General features: G+C 73.6%; 15 protein-coding genes and 1 pseudogene. 7 read left to right on the top strand and 9 right to left on the bottom strand.

The window, feature by feature from the left end; translation table 11 throughout:
• Position 1: 1 nt before the first annotated feature.
• Positions 2 to 916 carry an AfsR/SARP family transcriptional regulator gene (locus F3L20_RS16085; protein WP_150154976.1) on the bottom strand — a complete coding sequence of 305 codons (915 nt, stop codon included), beginning with the start codon at positions 914 to 916 and terminating at the stop codon, positions 2 to 4.
• 173 nt (positions 917 to 1089) lie between these two features.
• The gene (locus F3L20_RS16090; protein WP_150154977.1) at positions 1090 to 1770 is read right to left on the bottom strand and encodes a MerR family transcriptional regulator; all 681 of its coding nucleotides are present in this window, start codon (positions 1768 to 1770) and stop codon (positions 1090 to 1092) included.
• Between the two features lie 87 nt (positions 1771 to 1857).
• On the opposite strand from F3L20_RS16090, the gene F3L20_RS16095 reads away from it, so the two are divergent.
• From F3L20_RS16095 to F3L20_RS16105, 3 genes are all read left to right on the top strand, one after another.
• Positions 1858 to 2280 carry a DUF3291 domain-containing protein gene (locus tag F3L20_RS16095; RefSeq protein WP_150154978.1) on the top strand — a complete coding sequence of 141 codons (423 nt, stop codon included), beginning with the start codon at positions 1858 to 1860 and terminating at the stop codon, positions 2278 to 2280.
• Between the two features lie 423 nt (positions 2281 to 2703).
• On the top strand, positions 2704 to 5718 hold the full coding sequence (locus F3L20_RS16100) for an alpha-mannosidase (protein ID WP_150154979.1): 3015 nt from the start codon (positions 2704 to 2706) through the stop codon (positions 5716 to 5718).
• A gap of 67 nt (positions 5719 to 5785) precedes the next feature.
• Positions 5786 to 6769: an aldo/keto reductase gene (locus tag F3L20_RS16105; protein ID WP_150154980.1), complete on the top strand. Its 984-nt coding sequence runs from the start codon at positions 5786 to 5788 to the stop codon at positions 6767 to 6769.
• Here the strand turns inward: F3L20_RS16105 and F3L20_RS16110 are convergent.
• Positions 6766 to 8187 (bottom strand): lipase maturation factor family protein, encoded by a 1422-nt coding sequence (locus F3L20_RS16110; RefSeq protein WP_150154981.1) that lies wholly within the window; start codon positions 8185 to 8187, stop codon positions 6766 to 6768. The two genes, F3L20_RS16105 and F3L20_RS16110, sit on opposite strands and share 4 nt — an antisense overlap.
• Before the next feature lie 185 nt (positions 8188 to 8372).
• Between F3L20_RS16110 and F3L20_RS16115 the strand changes: the two genes are divergently transcribed.
• Together F3L20_RS16115 and F3L20_RS16120 are read left to right on the top strand one after the other, a co-directional pair.
• Entirely contained in the window at positions 8373 to 10487 is a 2115-nt protein-coding gene (locus tag F3L20_RS16115; RefSeq protein ID WP_150154982.1) for a SpoIIE family protein phosphatase, read from the top strand.
• Between the two features lie 31 nt (positions 10488 to 10518).
• Positions 10519 to 11382 carry an Fpg/Nei family DNA glycosylase gene (locus F3L20_RS16120; RefSeq protein WP_145824768.1) on the top strand — a complete coding sequence of 288 codons (864 nt, stop codon included), beginning with the start codon at positions 10519 to 10521 and terminating at the stop codon, positions 11380 to 11382.
• Between the two features lie 16 nt (positions 11383 to 11398).
• Here F3L20_RS16120 and F3L20_RS16125 read toward each other — a convergent pair whose 3' ends face one another.
• The 3 genes from F3L20_RS16125 to F3L20_RS16135 all read right to left on the bottom strand — a co-directional run bounded on the left by F3L20_RS16125 (position 11399) and on the right by F3L20_RS16135 (position 13428).
• Positions 11399 to 12055, bottom strand: coding sequence for a zf-HC2 domain-containing protein (locus tag F3L20_RS16125; protein WP_150154983.1), 657 nt, complete (start codon positions 12053 to 12055; stop codon positions 11399 to 11401).
• A gap of 174 nt (positions 12056 to 12229) precedes the next feature.
• The gene (locus F3L20_RS16130) at positions 12230 to 12748 is read right to left on the bottom strand and encodes a hypothetical protein (protein WP_150154984.1); all 519 of its coding nucleotides are present in this window, start codon (positions 12746 to 12748) and stop codon (positions 12230 to 12232) included.
• A 134-nt stretch (positions 12749 to 12882) separates the two neighbouring features.
• Complete coding sequence (locus F3L20_RS16135) at positions 12883 to 13428, bottom strand: sigma-70 family RNA polymerase sigma factor (RefSeq protein WP_033275399.1); 546 nt, start codon at positions 13426 to 13428, stop codon at positions 12883 to 12885.
• Positions 13429 to 13639: 211 nt separating this feature from the next.
• On the opposite strand from F3L20_RS16135, the pseudogene F3L20_RS16140 reads away from it, so the two are divergent.
• Positions 13640 to 14810: pseudogene (locus F3L20_RS16140) on the top strand (CapA family protein).
• A gap of 74 nt (positions 14811 to 14884) precedes the next feature.
• On the top strand, positions 14885 to 15046 hold the full coding sequence (locus F3L20_RS33990) for a hypothetical protein (protein WP_167534536.1): 162 nt from the start codon (positions 14885 to 14887) through the stop codon (positions 15044 to 15046).
• A gap of 89 nt (positions 15047 to 15135) precedes the next feature.
• On the opposite strand, the gene F3L20_RS16145 is transcribed toward F3L20_RS33990, so the two are convergent.
• From F3L20_RS16145 to F3L20_RS16155, 3 genes are all read right to left on the bottom strand, one after another.
• A complete protein-coding gene (locus tag F3L20_RS16145) occupies positions 15136 to 16245 on the bottom strand; it encodes a DUF3533 domain-containing protein (RefSeq protein WP_150154985.1) in 1110 nt (369 codons plus the stop codon).
• Positions 16246 to 16345: 100 nt separating this feature from the next.
• Positions 16346 to 17026 carry a DUF1275 family protein gene (locus F3L20_RS16150; RefSeq protein ID WP_150154986.1) on the bottom strand — a complete coding sequence of 227 codons (681 nt, stop codon included), beginning with the start codon at positions 17024 to 17026 and terminating at the stop codon, positions 16346 to 16348.
• Between the two features lie 212 nt (positions 17027 to 17238).
• Positions 17239 to 17712 carry a MarR family winged helix-turn-helix transcriptional regulator gene (locus F3L20_RS16155; protein WP_150154987.1) on the bottom strand — a complete coding sequence of 158 codons (474 nt, stop codon included), beginning with the start codon at positions 17710 to 17712 and terminating at the stop codon, positions 17239 to 17241.
• Positions 17713 to 17739: the final 27 nt, after the last annotated feature.

Consider the following 17739-nt stretch of genomic DNA (forward strand, 5'->3'; position numbering starts at 1 on the left):
CTCAGCGGGAGGTGAGCACCTGGCCGCTGAGCACCTCGGTCAGATACCCGAGGACGGTGCGCGGCGCGAACGCGGCGGGGGCGTCCGGCCGGCCCGGCGCGGTCCGGGCGGGGCCCGCGGCGCGCGGGTCCTCGGCGCGCGGGTCCTCGGCGGCCGGGTCGGTGAGCACCGGGGAGCAGACGCTGATCTGTTCCAGACGGGCCGTCAGCAGCGGCGTGCGGCCGTGCACGGCGGTCAGCCGGCGCCGGGCGCGCTGGTAGACGCCGATCGCCTCGGGGCCCCGTCCGCAGCGGCACAGCGCCAGCATCAGCAGGTCGTGCAGGCGCTCGTCCAGCGGGTGGGCGGCGACGGCCTCCCGCAGCTCGGGGACGGCCCGCTCGTGCCGGCCGGTGCGCAGGGCGCAGTCGAAGTACAGGGCCAGCGTGTCCTGCCGCACGCGCTCCAGGCGGGCCGTCAGGCCGGCGCAGGCGGGACCGTGCGGCCCGCCGCCCAGCACCGGGCCGCGCCACAGGGCGAGGGACCGGCACAGTGTCCGGTAGGTGCCCTCCGGGTCCCCCGCGGCGGTACGGCGGGCCCGGCCGAGCAGGTGGTGGAAACGGCCCGCGTCGCTTTCCTCGGGGCGTACCGCCAGTGCGTAGCCACCCGCCCGGGCGGTCAGCCGCGGAGCGCCGTGCCGGTCCGGCTCGGCCCGCAGCAGCCGGGCGCGCAGCGCGGACACATGGGCGTTGAGGGTGTGCGGCACCTGGCGCGGGGAGCGGTGCCCAGAGTTCCGCACCAGCGTCTCGCGGGCGACCGGGGCGTTGGGCCGGGCCAGGAGCGTGCCGAGAAGCAGCCGGGTCTTGGGGGCGTTGAGCGGGACGCTCCGGCCGGTGGCCTCGTCGTACAGGTCGGGCGGGCCCAGAATCCGGAACTGCATGCCTGTCTCCCGGGTGCGGTGGACGCACGGCGGGCGCCGTGCAGCGTGCCGCACACGAGAAGACCACGTGGGGCGGGGGAGGGGCGTGAGTCGGGGCCACTCACCTTCGCCGCGCCGGACCGGGTGCCGCGCGCCGGCCCGGGGACCGGTCCGCGCGCCGGCATGAGTACCGCTCACTCATGCCCGGGCGGGCGGGCCTCGCCGGACGGGGGCGCGTCGGGGCCGTCCCCGTAGCGGACGATGGACTCGTCCTCCTGGGCGAGCCGGCGCAGGGCCATCAGGGCCGGTTCCAGCAGGAAGGTGAGCAGGACCGCCTGCTCCGCCTTCTCGAGCGGATCGGTGATGGTGTCCAGCCGGTCGAGGTCGTGCCGGGCGGTGCGGGCCGCGAGTTCGGCGTAGGGCAGGAGCGTCTGCCAGTCGTAGTCGATGCCCAGCGAGCGCAGCGTGCGCAGGGTCTGGTCGATGACCTGCCGCGCGGGGTTGTAGTCCGAGACGGACCAGCCCATCGCCTCGATCAGGGCCGCGGCCTCGGGACTCGGTTCGGGCGGCCCGTCGGCCTGTGTCTCCGGCCGGCCCGCCTCGGACGGCCAGATGCCGAAGACGATGCCCAGCAGCCGGTGCGTGTCGGTCTGGTGGGCGGAGCTGGCGTCCAGCACCTGCTTGGCCGACGCCACGGACAGCCCGCGCACGCCGGTGAGCGCGCGGATCAGGCGCAGCCTCCGCAGGTGGGACTCGTCGTACTCGGCCTGGGTCGCCGCCGTCGCCCGTCCGGGCGGCAGCAGACCCTCCCGCAGGTAGTACTTGATGGTCGCGTTGGACACCCCGCTGCGGCGGCTGAGTTCCGAGATTCTCACGTGCGTCCCACTCTTCCTCTGGCAATTGGGTAGCTCCACTGTCTAATATAGATAGTGCCACTCACCAACTGCGGAGGCGAGACTATCGTGCCTACTCTTCCCTGGGTCACGCCGAACCCGGCCCGGCCCGACACCCGTGCCTTCGTCATGGCCTCCCGTTTCGAGGTGCGCTCGCTGAAGGACGTCCCCCGGTTCTTCTGGAAGTCCCTCGCCGCCTGGGGCCAGGTCCGCAAGGCGCCCGGCGCGCTCGGCGCCTCCCTGGTGGCCCAGCCGCTCGGGCGGACCTTCTACACGCTGTCCGCCTGGGAGAGCCGCGAGGCGCTCTACACCTACGCCAGGACCGAGCCGCACAAGAGCATCATGGGCGGCCTGCGGGAGACCATGCGCGTCTCGACGTTCACCTTCTGGGAGGTGCCCGTCAGCGGTCTGCCGATCGACTGGAAGGACGCCAAGCGCCGCATCGAGGACCAGGCCCGGGTGAACGCCGAAGGTCACGGCGCCGGCCACTGAGCTCCCGGTCCGAGGCCACCCCCGCCCTCGGACCGGGTCCGCACCTGCCAGGGGAAGCGCGGTGGGAGTCACCGCCCGGAAGCGGTGACTCCCACGCGTTTGTGCCCGCGCCCGGCAGGCGGCCTCACGATCCCGTGCCGGACCGCCGCGCCCCGTGACCGCCGCGCGCCGCCCTCTCACCGCGCCGGACGCGTCGTACGGCCCGCACGGCACACGCACGCCGCCGCCCACCCCCCGGCTCCCTGACGGGGCGGGCTTCCGGATCCAGGGAGGCCGCCCTTCCCACCCGCGCGGGGGGCGGGCCCCGACGCCCCGGGTGCGGCGGTTCGCGGGTGGCGGGAGAGGGGAGTTACACCGGAGGTCCCCGTCCTGTCGGCGGAACCGCCGTCCGGCAGCCGACCGGCCACACCCATGGAGCGCCGCATGCATGACGACCGCACCCTGGTCGAGGCCCGCCTCAGGCGTGTGCTCGACGAGCGCATCCGTCCCGCCGTGTACCCCGAGTCCGTGCCCCTTGACGCGGCGGTGTGGCACGCGCCGGGGGAGCCGGTGCCGGTCGCCGAGGGGCTGGCCGCCGACGTCGAGCCGGTGACCGTCGGCACCCGCTGGGGAGCCCCCTGGGGCACCAGCTGGTTCCGGGTGACCGGGACCGTGCCCGAGGCGTGGGCCGGCCGGACCGTCGAGGCGCTCCTCGACCTCGGCTTCGACGAGAACATGCCCGGCTTCCAGTGCGAGGGCCTGGTCTACCGCCCCGACGGCACCCCCGTGAAGGGCCTCAACCCCCGCAACCAGTGGGTGCGGATCGGGGCGCCCGTCCAGGGCGGGGAGGAGGTGCGCCTGCACATCGAGGCCGCCTCCAACCCCGTGATCATGGGCCACCGCCCCTTCGCACCGACACCGCTCGGCGACCGGGAGACCGCGGGCGGCGCACCGCAGTACACCCTGGCCCGCATGGACCTCGCCGTCCTCGACGAGACCGTGTGGCACCTGGTGACGGACCTCGAGGTGCTCGGCGAACTGATGGCCGAGCTGCCGGTCGACTCGCCCCGCCGCTGGGACATCCTCCGCGCCGTCGAACGCGCCCTGGACGCGGTCGACCTCCAGGACGTCAACGGCACGGCCCGGCAAGCCCGTTCGCAGCTCACCGACGTGCTGGCCGCACCCGCCGTCCCGTCCGCGCACCACATCGGCGCGGTCGGGCACGCCCACATCGACTCCGCCTGGCTGTGGCCGCTGCGCGAGACCGTGCGCAAGGTCGCCCGCACCGCCGCCAGCATGACCGCCCTCCTCGACGACGAGCCGGACTTCGTCTTCGCCATGTCGCAGGCCCAGCAGTGGGCCTGGGTGAAGGACCACCGGCCCGAGGTGTGGGCGCGGGTGAAGAAGGCGGTGGCGGACGGGCGGTTCGTCCCCGCCGGCGGCATGTGGGTGGAGTCCGACACCAACATGCCCGGATCGGAGGCGATGGCCCGGCAGTTCGTGCACGGGAAGCGGTTCTTCCTCGACGAGTTCGGCGTCGAGAACGACGAGGCGTGGCTGCCGGACACCTTCGGCTTCGCCGCCGGACTGCCGCAGATCATCAAGGCGGCCGGCTCCTCGTACCTGCTCACGCAGAAGATCTCCTGGTCCCGCACCAACAGCTTCCCGCACCACACCTTCCGCTGGGAGGGCATCGACGGCACCCGCGTCTTCACCCACTTCCCGCCCGTCGACACATACAACTGCTCCATGCACGGCGCCGAGATCGCCCACGCCGTACGCAACTTCAAGGACAAGGGGGCCGCCCGGCACTCCCTCGCGCCGACCGGCTGGGGCGACGGGGGCGGCGGCACCACCCGCGAGATGGTCGCCAAGGCCGCCCGGCTGCGCGACCTGGAGGGGTCGGCCACCGTGACCTGGGAGACCCCCTCCGCGTTCTTCGCGAAGGCCGAGGCGGAGAACCCCGAACCGCCCGTGTGGGTCGGCGAGCTGTACCTGGAACTGCACCGTGCCACCCTCACCAGCCAGGCCGGCACCAAGCAGGGCAACCGGCGCAGCGAGCACCTGCTCCGGGAGGCCGAGCTGTGGGCGGCCACCGCCGCCGTGCGCACCGGCTTCCCCTACCCGTACGAGCACCTGGACCGGATCTGGAAGACGGTGCTGCTGCACCAGTTCCACGACATCCTGCCCGGCTCCTCCATCGCCTGGGTGCACCGCGAGGCCCGCGCCACCTACGCCCGGATCGCGGACGAGCTGAACGGCATCGTCGACGCCGCCCAGCGCGCCCTGGCCGGCGAGGGCACGCTCCCGCTGGTGTTCAACGCGGCCCCGCACCCCCGCGCCGGTGTCCCGGCGGGCGGCGCGCGCCCGGCCGAGGCCACGGGCCGGACGACCCGCGAGGACCGTCCCGGCGGCGGACACGTCCTGGACAACGGTCTGCTCCGGGTCGCCGTCGACGCCCGCGGCCTGGTGGACTCCGTCCACGACCTGGAGGCCGACCGCGAAACCGTCGCCCCCGGACGGCCCGGCAACCTGCTCCAGCTCCACCACGACCTGCCGAACATGTGGGACGCGTGGGACGTGGACGCGTTCTACCGCAACACCGTCACCGACCTGACCGACGCGGACGAGGTCACCGCCGGTACGGACGGCGCCTCGGTGCGCGTCCGGCGCTCCTTCGGCGACTCCCGGGTGACGCAGGTGCTCTCGCTGCCGCCGGGGGAGAAGCGCCTGGTGGTGGACACCGAGGCCGACTGGCACGAGACGGAGAAGTTCCTCAAGCTCGCCTTCCCCCTCGACCTGCACGCCGACCGCTACGCCTCCGAGACGCAGTTCGGGCACTTCCACCGCCCGACCCACACCAACACCTCCTGGGAGGCCGCCAGGTTCGAGGCGTGCAACCACCGCTTCGTCCACCTCCAGGAGCCGGACTGGGGAGTCGCGGTCGTCAACGACGGCACGTACGGCCACGACGTGACGCGCACGGTCCGCAGCGACGGCGGCACCACCACCACGGTCCGGGTCTCCCTGCTGCGCGCCCCGCGCTTCCCCGACCCGGAGACCGACCAGGGCCTGCACCGCTTCCGGCACGCGCTGGTCCCCGGGGCGTCCGTCGGGGACGCGGTGCGCGAGGGCTGGCGCATCAACCTGCCCGAGCGGCGGCTCACCGGCGCCGGCGAGGTGGCGCCCCTGGTGACCGTCGACCGGGACTCCGTCGTGGTCACGGCGGTGAAGCTGGCCGACGACGGCAGCGGTGACGTCGTGGTCCGCTTCCACGAGGCGCACGGCGCCCGCGCCCGGGTCACGCTCACCGCCGGCTTCGCGGTCGCCCGCGCGGGCGCCACCGACCTGCTGGAACGCCCCCTCGCGGACACGCCCCCGCCCGCCGTGGAGGAGGGGCGGATCACCGTGCGGCTGCGGCCGTTCCAGCTGACGACCCTGCGGCTGAAGCGCGCCTGACCCGGCGCCGTATGCTCGGCGGCACCCCGTCCCGGCGAACCACCCGTACGACAAGGAGCAGCTCGGCATGAGCGACCTCGGAGCCCCCAGGGAACTCGGCCGCAGCGGCGTCGAGATCACCCCGCTGGCCCTCGGCACGGCCGGCATCGGCAACCTGTACACCGAGGTCGCCGAGGAGGACGCGTACGCGACGGTGCGCGCCGCGCTGGAGCGTGGCATCCGCTCCTTCGACACCGCCCCGCACTACGGACTCGGTCTCGCCGAGCGCCGGCTGGGCGCCGCCCTGCGGGACCTGCCCCGCGACGCGTACACCGTGTCCACCAAGGTGGGCCGCCGCCTCGAACCGTCCGACGCGGGCGGCGACGACCTGGCCAACGCGTTCGCCGTGCCCGCCACCCACCGCAGGGTCTGGGACTTCGGCGCCGACGGCGTGCGCCGCTCCCTGGAGGCGAGCCTGGAACGCCTCGGCCTGGACCGCGTGGACGTCGTCTACCTGCACGACCCCGACGACCACGAGGAACAGGCGTTCCGCGAGGGCTACCCCGCGCTGGAGAAGCTCCGCTCCGAGGGCGTCGTCCGGGCCATCGGCGCCGGCATGAACCAGACCGCGATGCTCACCCGCTTCGTCCGCGACACCGACGTCGACGTGGTGCTGTGCGCCGGCCGCCATACCCTGCTCGACGCCTCCGCCTCCGCCGACCTGCTGCCCGCCGCCCTGGAACGCGGTGTCTCCGTCGTGGTCGGCGGCGCCTTCAACTCCGGCCTGCTCGCCGACCCGCGGCCCGGAGCCACCTACGACTACGCGGCCGCCCCCGCCGCCCTGCTCGAACGAGCCCTGCGGATCAAGGAGACCGCCGAGCGGCACGGCACCTCGTTGCGCGCCGCCGCCCTGGCCCACTGCGCCGCGCACCCGGCGGTCGCCGGTGTCCTGGTCGGCGCCCGTTCGGCCGCCGAGGTCCACGACAGCGCCGACCGGTTCACGGAGACCGTCCCCGCCGCCCTCTGGGACGAGCTGCGCGAGAGCGGCCTGCTGCCGTCGGCCCCGGCCTAGGTCTTCCGCGCGGGCCCGGCCAGCCGGGTCGGCGGCAGGAACTCGCGGACGTACGTCCGCTCCCAGCAGGCGCCCGTCTCGCGCAGCTCGCGCCAGGTGGTGAAGCGGTAGCGGAACAGGCGGGCGCGGATGTGGCGCGGCGGCTCGTCCGGGGGGAACGGGGAGCGGCGCAGCAGCCGCAGGGTGTCCCGGTCGTTCTCCAGCAGGCGCTCCACCAGCGCGCCGAACCACGGACCGGCGTACGCGGGGGACAGGGCGGCGAACCACATCAGCCAGTCGAGCCGCAGGTGGTACGGGGCGAACTGGCGTGGCCAGCGGCGGGGGTCGCCCGGCTTGCCCTTGAACTCGTACTCGCGCCAGTCGGAGTCCCGCCGCGGCACCTCGTCGGACGTGCCCTCGACGACGACCTCGTGGCGGACCCGGCCGACGGTGCCGAACGCCCCGTAGGTGTTGACCAGGTGCAGCGGGTCGAACGAGCGGTTCATCACCTGGCGGCGGGACAGCATGTTGCGCACCGGCCGGCCGCTGAGGCCCAGCAGGAGCGCGGACACCGCGAGCACGACCACCACGTACCAGAGCGGGGCGTCGTCCACCGCCGGCGGATCGGACGGCAGGGACAGCACCGGCAGGGCCAGTACGACGGTGACCCAGTTCAGCCAGGCGAAGTTGCCGGACAGCACCAGCCACAGCTGGGTGACGATCATCAGCGCGGCGGCCACCGAGGCGACCGGCTGCGGCGCGAACAGCAGGAACGGCACCACCAGCTGGGTGACGTGGTTGGCCGCCACCTCGACGCGGTGCAGCGGCTTCGGCAGACGGTGGAAGAACCAGCTCAGCGGCCCCGGCATCGGCTGCGTCTCGTGGTGGTGGTCCAGACAGGTCAGCCGGCGCCAGCACTCGTCACCGCGCATCTTGATCAGCCCGGCCCCGAACTCCACCCGGAACAGCACCCACCGCAGCAGGAACAGCACGACCACCGGCGGCGCCACCTCGTCGTTCCCCAGCAGGACGGCGAGGAACCCCACCTCCAGCAGCAGCGACTCCCAGCCGAAGGCGTACCAGGTCTGCCCCACGTTGACGATCGACAGATACAGCGCCCACGGCACCAGCCACAGCAGCATCGCCGCCCACAGCGGGACCAGCGCGTCCGCCCCCGCCAGCAGGGCAGCCGACACCGCGCACCCCGCCCAGGCGCAGCCGGCGAAAAAGCGGTCGGAGTAGTGCCAGTGGAAGAGGCTGGGCGAGCGGCGCAGCGGCACCCGCTCCACGAAACGCGGCACCGGCAGCATGCCCCGCTCCCCGATCAGCGCGCGGAACTGCAGCGCCGCCGTCACGAACGCGACCAGGTACAGGGCGGCCAGCCCCTTCTGGAACACCAGCCGGCTCAGCCAGTAGTCGGACGCGCCGAACCACTCCACGTCCGCACGCTCCTTCCTCCGCCGCCCGCCGGACCCTTTCAGACACCGGGCCGGCGTCCGGTCCCGGCCGCTTGTCGCTCCGTACTCCGTGTGACTTCCCGGGTACCACCGGGCGGCGCGGGATACCCGTGACGCGAGGTGCCCCAGCGGTCGAAGAATCGTCCGAACCCTGGCAAGGTGGGCCCATGGCTGATCGGGGAGCGAGCCCCCTGTCACTCCCGGACGACTGGCCGGAACACCCGGATCCGATCCTGGCGCTCAACCGCATGGGCAGTTTCGACTGGGACCTGGACGCCGGGGTGATGCAGATGGACGCCCAGGCGCACGAGATCTTCGACGTGCGCCCCGACGAGTACGACGACCGCCCGGAGACCCTGGGCATGCGGGTCCCGCCCGACGAGGCGCGTCGCCTGGACACCGTCGTCACACAGGCACTCAAGACCGGCCAGGAGAACTACGGCGCCTACTTCCGCCTCCGCCGCCGGGACGGCTCCCTGCGCTGGACCCACACCCAGGGCTACATCCGGCGGGACGCGTCCGGCCGGCCCCACCGCATCATCGGCATCGTCCGCGACGCCACCCAGGAGCTGCGGGACAGCGAGGGCCGGCGTGAGCAGGCCCTCCAGGAGAGTCTGCGCCGCCAGCAGACCAACGTGGTCCAGCTGACCACCGCCGCCCTCGCCCACGCGCGGACCGTGCAGGACGTCATCGACGTCCTCAAGGACACCCACGGCCTCACCCATCTGGGCGCCACCAGTCTGGTGATGGGACTGGTCGAGGCCGGCCGGATCCGGCTCATCGCGGAAGGGCCCGCGGGCAGCTTCGTCCCCGGCACCGAACTCACCCGGATCGACGAGCGGTACCCGATGAGTGAGGCGGTGCGCACCCTCAGCCCCCGCTTCATCGAGTCGCCGGAGGAGTTCGCCGAGCGCTACCCGGAGCTGTGGCAGGGCATCACCGGGCTGAAGATCACCTCGGCCGCCTATCTGCCGCTCATCGTGCAGGCCCGCCCCATCGGCGCGATGGGCCTGCTCTACAGCGACCGGCGCGGCTTCTCCGCCGAGGAGCGCAACATCCTCGTCGCCCTCGGCAGCAGCATCTCCCAGAGCCTGCAGCGCGCGATGTTCTACGAGCAGGAGATGGACCTCGCCCAGGGGCTGCAGCAGGCCATGCTGCCCCGCACCATCCCCAGCGTGCACGGCGCCGACCTCGCGGTGCGCTACCGCGCCGCCTCCTTCGGCGGCAGCTTCGGCCGGGACATCGGCGGCGACTGGTACGACCTGATCCCGCTGCCCGGCGGCAACCCGACCGGCGGCGGCCGGGTCGGCGCCGTCATCGGGGACGTCCAGGGCCACGACACGCACGCCGCCGCCGTCATGGGACAGCTGCGCATCGTGCTGCGCGCCTACGCCGCCGAGGGGCACCCGCCGGCCACCGTGATGGCCCGCGCCTCCGTCTTCCTGCACGAACTCGACACCGACCGCTCGGCGACCTGCCTGTACGCCGAGGTGGACCTGTCCACCGGGGTGCTCCAGGTGGTGCGGGCCGGCCACCTCGACCCCATGGTGCGGCGCGCCGACGGCACCTGCCGGCGGGTGTCGGTCCCCGGCGGGCTGCCCCTTGGCCTGTCCGCCGAGTTCGGCGGCCTGGACTACCCCGTCGGGACGATAGAGCTGGAACCGGGCGACACCCTGGTGCTGTGCACCGACGGGCTGGTCGAACAGCCCGGCGCCGACCTCGACGACGGCGTGGAGACCCTCGCCGCGCTGATCGCCGTCGGTCCCGACGACGTGCGCGACCTCGCCGACCGGCTCATCGACGTCGCCGAGGAACGCCGCGGTGACGACGACGTGGCGCTGCTCCTGCTGCGCCGCCGCGAACCGGACGGGCCGCGCTCCGCCGGGCGGCTCAAGCAGGTGGTGCCGCCGGGCGACCCGCAGGCGCTGTCCGACACCCGCAGCATGATCCGTACCGCGGCCGGTGCGTGGGGGGCCCGGGACCGGGCGGACGAGATCGAGCTGGTCGCCGACGAGATGATCACCAACGTGCTGATGCACACGGAGGGGTCCGCGACCGTGATCCTCAGCGTGCTCGACGGCACCGAGCGGCGCCTGCGGGTCGAGGTCGAGGACTCCTCCAGCGCCCTGCCGCGCCGCCGTGAGGCGGGGGAGTCGGGTGTCTCGGGACGGGGACTGCTGCTGGTCGAGACGCTGACCGACGTGTGGGGCGTGGAGGCGCGTGGTGGCGGCAAGTGCGTGTGGAGCGAGTTCGTGGTGCCGAAGGAACCCGGCACGGGCTGAGGACGCGGACCGCCGGTGGCACTCTTGACGCATGCCGGAACTCCCCGAGGTCGAGGCGCTCAAGGACTTCCTCACCGAGCACCTGACCGGCCACGAGATCGTCCGGGCGCTGCCCGTGGCGATCAGCGTCCTGAAGACCTACGATCCGCCGCTCACCGCCCTCGAGGGCCGCGAGGTCACCGCCGTGCGGCGCTACGGCAAGTTCCTCGCCATGGCGACGGACGGCGGCCCGCACCTCGTCACCCATCTGGCGCGCGCGGGCTGGCTGCACTGGCGCGACCCGCTGCCCAGCGGACCGCCCCGCCCCGGCAAGGGGCCGCTGGCGCTGCGGGTCGCCCTGGAGACCGGCGCCGGCTTCGACCTGACGGAGGCCGGCACGCAGAAGCGGCTCGCCGTGTACGTCGTGGCGGACCCCGCCGAGGTCCCGGGCGTCGCGCGGCTCGGGCCGGACCCGCTGGCCGACGACTTCGACGAACGGCGGCTGGCGGAGCTGCTGTCCGGGGAGCGCCGCCGGCTCAAGGGCGCCCTGCGGGACCAGAGCCTGATCGCGGGCGTCGGCAACGCCTACAGCGACGAGATCCTGCACGCGGCCCGTATGTCCCCGTTCAAGCTGGCCTCCTCGCTCACCCCGGAGGAGACCACCCGGCTGTACGAGGCCCTGCGCTCCACCCTCACCGACGCGGTCGAACGCTCGCGCGGGCTGGCGGCGGGCCGGCTGAAGGCGGAGAAGAAGACCGGTCTGCGGGTGCACGGCCGTACCGGCGAGCCGTGTCCGGTGTGCGGGGACACGATCCGCGAGGTGTCGTTCAGCGACTCCTCGCTGCAGTACTGCCCCACCTGCCAGACGGGCGGCAGGCCGCTGGCGGACCGGAGGCTGTCCCGGCTGCTGAAGTGAGCCCGGACGGTCGGGATCACTCGGGACGCAGCGTCACCAGGGTCTCGCCCTCCGTGGTGCGCACCTCGTAGCGGACGGTGTCGTCGGAGTGCAGGGCGGAGCCGCCCGGGATCGTGTTCGGGCGGGCGTCGTGGCGGGGCACGGCCCAGCTGGTCATGACGTCCTCGGAGCCGTCGCGGGCGACGCCCACGAGAACGCATGCGCGCGGTCCCGCCGCGTCCTTGACCCGCAGCTCCACGGCGCTGCCCCAGTCGCGGTCCTCGACGGTCACCTCGGCCCACACCCCGGAGCGTTCGTCGGTCGCCTCCACGGTCAGCGGGCGGGGCCCGTCGCCGCCGCGCGCCAGCACGAGGGCGGCGGGGGCGGACACCGCGATCACCACCGAGGCGGCCAGCGCCAGCAGCAGCCGGCGGCGCCCGGCGCGACGCCGTCCGGCCACCTGCGTGAGCAGCCGGTCCAGCATCCGTGGCGAGGGCTGGGCCATCGGGTGGACCGGGCGCGGGGTGGCGCTGCGGTAGAGCATCAACTGGCGTGTGGCGGGGCCGAACTCGGTCACCTGGACAGCGCAGCTGGGGCACTCCATGAGGTGGTCCTCGAAGCGGAACGCCTCCGCCTCGTCCAGCACGCCGAGCGCGTAGGCGCCGACGTCGCGATGCCTCTCCAGGGACCTCATGCCGAATCCTCGTGCCGTTGGGTGCGGGTGGGGTTACTCCTTGCTCCCACCGGTACGCACCAGGCAGCCGAATCACTCAAGCCACGCACCGAATCGTGACCTAAGGATTCGGAGCCCTCGGGGCCGCGGATTGGTGGCGATTTCCGAGGCGGCCCGAAGGGGTGGACGCGGGCCCTAGAAGAGGTGGATGGCGAGGTGTCCCAGGGGCAGTCCGAGCTGCCAGGCGGGCGTCCACACCTTCGGTCCCTCGTCCTCGCCGGCCGCCCCGCCCCCGGGTACCGCGTTGAGGTCGGGCGCCAGCAGTTCCGTCTCCCGCAGCCAGCGCCAGGCGTCCGCCGCCAGCTGGAGGTTCGGGTCCGTGGCGCCGGTGCCGGACGCGGCGGCGTCCGCGGCCAGGTCGTCCAGACGGCGGTGCACCCACTCCTGCCAGGGCTGGTCGTAGGCGGTCAGCGACAGCCAGGTCTCCAGCTGGGTGATGACCCGGATGCCGGACAGCTCGCCGTCGGTGTCGGACAGGAAGACGGTCAGCGCCAGCGCGTCCCGCCCGGCCCGGAACTCCACGGACGTCGGCGGCATCAGATCGCCGGTGCGCAGCAGCTCGTCGGCGATGTACTCGGCGTAGAACCAGGCCATGGGGACGGCCGGCCGGCCGTCCCCGGTGCCCTCCGTGCTCTCTCGACCTCTGTGCAGCATCCCTTCCTGCCTCCTCCGGTGCGTGCGCGTCGCCCGAACCCGGGCCCCCGGTCCGGAACACGGATGAGGACAGCCGATCCCCAACCGGCTTCGTCGGCAAGGCGCTTTACGGAGGTTTGACCCGACGGTTGGTTTCACCGCATGTCGGAGGCGTATCCGGGAAGCACCCGGCGCAGGGCGCGCAGCGCGTAGTACGCGCGGGACTTCACCGTACCGGGCGGGATCCCGAGGGCCGCCGCGGCTTCCGCCACACTCGCCCCCTGGAAGTACACGAGCACCAGGACTTCGCGGTGCTCGGGAGTGAGTGTCTTCACAGCTTCCCGGACGTCGAGCGTCGCGGCGGCCCGTTCCGCGTGGTCGGAGATCACCCGGGCGTTCTCCAGCACGGCGTCGCCGACCTCGGCCGGACGGGCCTGCCGGGCCCGCCGGGCGTCGATGGCGAGCCGGCGCGCGACGGTCAGCAGCCAGGGGCGTACGGAGTCGAAGTTCTCGGCGCGCAGGGCCTCGGGGTGCTGCCAGGCCCGCACCAGCGTCTCCTGGACCAGGTCCTCCGCCCGCTGCCGGTCCCCGTCGCAGAGCCGGAGCAGCAGCGCGAAGAGGGGCCGGCCGTGCTCCCGCTGCAGTGCGGCGAGCTCGTGCTCGGCGGTGGTCCCGTTCGTGAGTGTCATTCCGGCCGTCATGGCCGTATGGCAGCGCACGGGGGCGTCCGGGGACAGGGCGCGCACAGGGGCGTGCGGCGGACGGTCGATCGCGTCGACGAACGGTTCGACGAACGGTCGAGACGACCGTATCCGCACGCCGGACGGCCTAAAGGGCGTGTCGGAGCACCGCTCGACGAGATGAGGCTTCTTACCTGTTTATCCATAAATACGACCACAGCGGGGTGACGTGATGATCGCACGCAGCAGACAGCTGGCCCTCGTCCTGACCGCCGTCCTTGCCGCGGGCGCCGCCTGCCAGGCCCGCGACCACCGGCCGCAGCAGGGGCGCCCCGCGCCTTCCGCGACGGCCCACCGCGGCTTCACCCTGGTCGCCTCCGGCGACGTCCTGGCCCACACCTCCGTCATCGACCGCGCCCAGTTCGACGCGGGGGGCACCGGTTACGACTTCCGCCCGATGCTCTCCGGCATCCGCTCCGTCGTCGCCCCGGCGGACCTGGCGCTGTGTCACATGGAGACCGTCTACGGCGCGGACGGCGACTACAGCGGCTACCCCCTGTTCAAGTCACCGCCCGAGATCGCCGCCGGCCTCGCCGCCACCGGGTACGACGGCTGCTCGACCGCCTCCAACCACACCCTGGACGACGGCGCGGACGGCATCCGCCGCACCCTCGACGCCCTCGACGCGGCGGGACTGCGCCACGCCGGATCCGCCCGCACCGAACAGGAGGCCGCCACCCCGACGATGCTGCGCGCCGGCGGGGCACGCGTGGCACACCTCGCCTACACCTTCGACACCAACGGGCTCCCGCTGCCGCAGGACCGGCCCTGGGCCGTCAACCTGATCGACGAGCAGCGGATCGTCTCCGACGCCCGTGCCGCCCGCGAGGCGGGGCCGACGTCGTGGTCGTCTCCCTGCACTGGGGCACCGAGTGGCAGGACGAGCCCGACGACCTCCAGCTCACCCTCGCCCGCTCCCTCACCGCCTCCGCCACCGGGGGCCGCCCGGACATCGACCTGATCCTCGGCACCCACGCCCACGTCCCGCAGGCGTACGAGAAGGTCAACGGCACCTGGGTGGTCTACGGCATGGGCGACCAGATCGCCGGCGAGATGACCGGCCCCGAGGGCGTGACCGACCCGCGCGGCAACCAGTCCACCCTGGGCCGCTTCACCTTCGCCCCGCCGGCCCGCCCCGGCGGACGCTGGGAGGTGACCCGCGCGGAGTTCGTCCCCAGCTGTACGACGTGGACGCCGGCCGGGTCGTCGACCTCAACGAAGCGCTGGCCGACGGGGCCGAGCTGAACGCCGTCCGCGACCGCATCCGTGACGTGGTGCTCGGCCGGGGCGCCGCGAAGGACGGGCTCGTGATGGCGGGCGGGACGCGGAAGGGCGACGGCTGAGACGCCGGGGCCGGGGGCGTCCGGGACGGGAGTGCGGTCGTCCGGACGCCCACGACCACGGGTAACGTCTCCGCATGCACGCCGCGACCGACCAGCCGCCCGCCGCGGACCCCCGCCCGCCCGCGCGCCCGTCCGCCACGGCGACGGCCCCGGCGGCGGACGGGACGGGCGACCCGTTCGGGTACGCGGTGCTGGGACCGGTCCGCGTCTCCGCGCGCCCCGGGCCTTCGGCCTGAGGTGACCCGGCGGGCGGGCGGCCCCGGCCGCCCGCCCGTGCCCGCCGGCTCGCCCCGCGCCGCACCCGGAGCGGGCCCGGGCCCGGCCGTCAGGCCGCGGCCCCGGTCCCTCCGGGGGCCGCGGGCGCCATGGTGCCGTCGGCCGCCTTGGGCCGTCGGCGGAACGTGGCGGCGAGGGCGCTGACCAGGACGCCGCCCACGGCCCAGGCGGAGAGGACCCACCAGGCCGTGGCGGTGTGATGACCGCCGAAATAGGTGTAGTTGCGGATCAGGGCGACCGAGGCGCCGTTCGGCAGCGCCGGTCCGAGGTCCCGCCAGAACGGTGGCAGGAGCGCCGCCGGGTACACACCGCCCGCGCTGGGGTTGCCGAACACGACGAAGATCAGCACCGACAGCGCGATGCCGATGGGCCCGAGCAGGACCTGGAAGGCCATACCGGCGGCCGCCGCGGCGAACGTGGTGAGGGCGCCGATCCACCAGATCGCGACGAAGTGGCCCGGCAGCGCGTCGAAGACCAGGTCGACGATGATGGCGCCGCCGAGGCCCGAAAGCACCGACAGCACGGCCAGCGCGCCGAGCCGGATGAGCATGCGGTGCGGATTGGCCGGCCGGGCCCCGTACGAGGCGGACGCCGCCGCGGAGGCCAGATAGCCGCCCACGACCAGGCCGACCGCCAGGTAGAAGCTGGCCAGTCCACGTCCGTCGGCCTCGTTCGGTGGTCGCAGATCGGTGACCTGCACCGGCCGCGAGGGGTCCGCCTTCTGGAAGACCAGCTCCAGCGCCTGGACGCCCGACGGACCGCCGGCCGAGGCCACCAGCAGCCGGTCGCCCCCCTCCTGCGGTGCCACCAGCAGAGCGGCGTCCACCTCACGCTCCAGCACCATGGCGCGCGCCTGCGCCGCGGTGTCGGCGGGCTGTCCCTTCAGCGGCTCGCCGGGGATGGAGTTCAGTTTCTCGATCACCGCCCGCTGCTCCGCCGCGGGAGCCACGACGGCCACCGGGATCTTGTCGGGGGTGGGGGAGTGGAAGGCTCCGATGTAGGAGACGACGAAGGCCAGTTCGAGGATGAGGACGCCCAGCATGATGAGGCCGGCGCGTGGTGTGATCGCTCCCCGCACCTCACCGCGGAACCGCGCGGCGGGTGGTGAGGCGGGAGGGCTCCCGGGTGGCTGTCCACCCGGTGTGGGGGGCTCGACCATGTCCACTCCTTGGTCGGTCCGTCAGCAGCAGCTGCAGGGCGAAGGCCGCGCCGGTCCCCTCGGCGGCGTCCGTGGCGGTCGACACCACTTCGCCAGGCCGTCACGACGCCGGTCCACGTGTCCTCGGAAAGGCCAGGATCGCCACCGTGGTGCCGACCGCCGCCACGGCGGGGCCGAGACGGGCGTCGATCGCCATGGCCCAGGACGCCGTCAGGGCGCCCAGGAACAGCATCACGACCACGCCCACACGGACGACCGCGTGCCGGGTGCTGCCGTCGGCGGCGTCCTGGGCCAAGCTGGTCAGGGTGCCGGTGACGAAGGTCGTGGTCACGCCCGAACCGCCCGCGGCCCGTTTGGCGGCAGCGGTCTGACTGCCCATCGCCGCCGCGGACACCGCGAGCATCATCAGCCGCAGAGCCGTGCCGGGGGTGGAACTCACGGACTTCAGGATCAGCACCACGAGGTCCAGCGCGACCACGGCCACCAGCACGACCCGGATCCTGCTCCACTGCGCCTGCGGCCGTTTCGGTGCCGCCCTGGAGGCCACGTACACGGCGATCAGGAACGCCGCGAGGGCCACGGCCGCCCCCGAGACCAGGGAGCCGTACCCCGGTTGGTTCGTCAGACCCGACAGGACGAGACTGCCGGTCATGTTGGCGGTGAACACGCCCCCGAGCTCCGCGAACGCGAACGCGTCACCAGCCCCTGCGGCGAAGGACAGGAGCGCGGCCACGACGGCCAGGCGCACCGACGTGGGCGCCGTCGACGAGGTCGCCGTCATGATTCAGGCGGTCTTCGACGGAGGGACCGGATTCCTGCGCCCCACGACGAGACCCGGTGCGGAGACGTCGGGGACATCTCGATCACCCTTTCGGAGGACTTCCCACCATGGTTGCCATACGTCGTTGCATGGTGCATCTCGAACGCCGCGGCCTCGCCCACGGCCCTGGGGAGATTGCGCGACACAGATGTCCGGAGGCGTGGTGCGTGCCGTCAGTCGTCCGAGACGTGGTCCAGTGCCGTGAGCAGTTCGCCCAGGACCCGCAGACAGGCCGTCACCTCGGCGTCCGTCAGCCCCCCGCCGGTCTCGCGCAGCAACCGGTGCTCCCTGCCCAGCACTTCGGTGATGGCCGCGGTGCCCCGCTCCGTCGGCCGGATGAGCGACGACCGCCGGTGGGCGGGGTTGGGCACACTCTCCACCAGCCCCGCCGCCGCCGCGTCGTTCACCATGCGCTGCACGAACTGCCGGCTGATCGCCTGCGCCCTGCCCATCTGCGGCACCGTCATCGGGCCGTTGCGGTGGAGCAGGGTCAGCACGGCGCGCACGCCCAGGGACAGTTCACCGCCCGTCAGCTCCTGCTCCACGCTGCGCTGTGCGCGCCGGTAGAGGGTGCCGACCAGGTCGTACACCGCGGTGAGGCGGTGGCCGAGTTCGTCCGGGGGGAGGGGGGTGTCGTGGTCCGTCATCCGGCCATCATGACATCCAGGTTGTCA

The organism is Streptomyces tendae, from assembly GCF_008632955.1.
Lineage (GTDB): Bacteria > Actinomycetota > Actinomycetes > Streptomycetales > Streptomycetaceae > Streptomyces.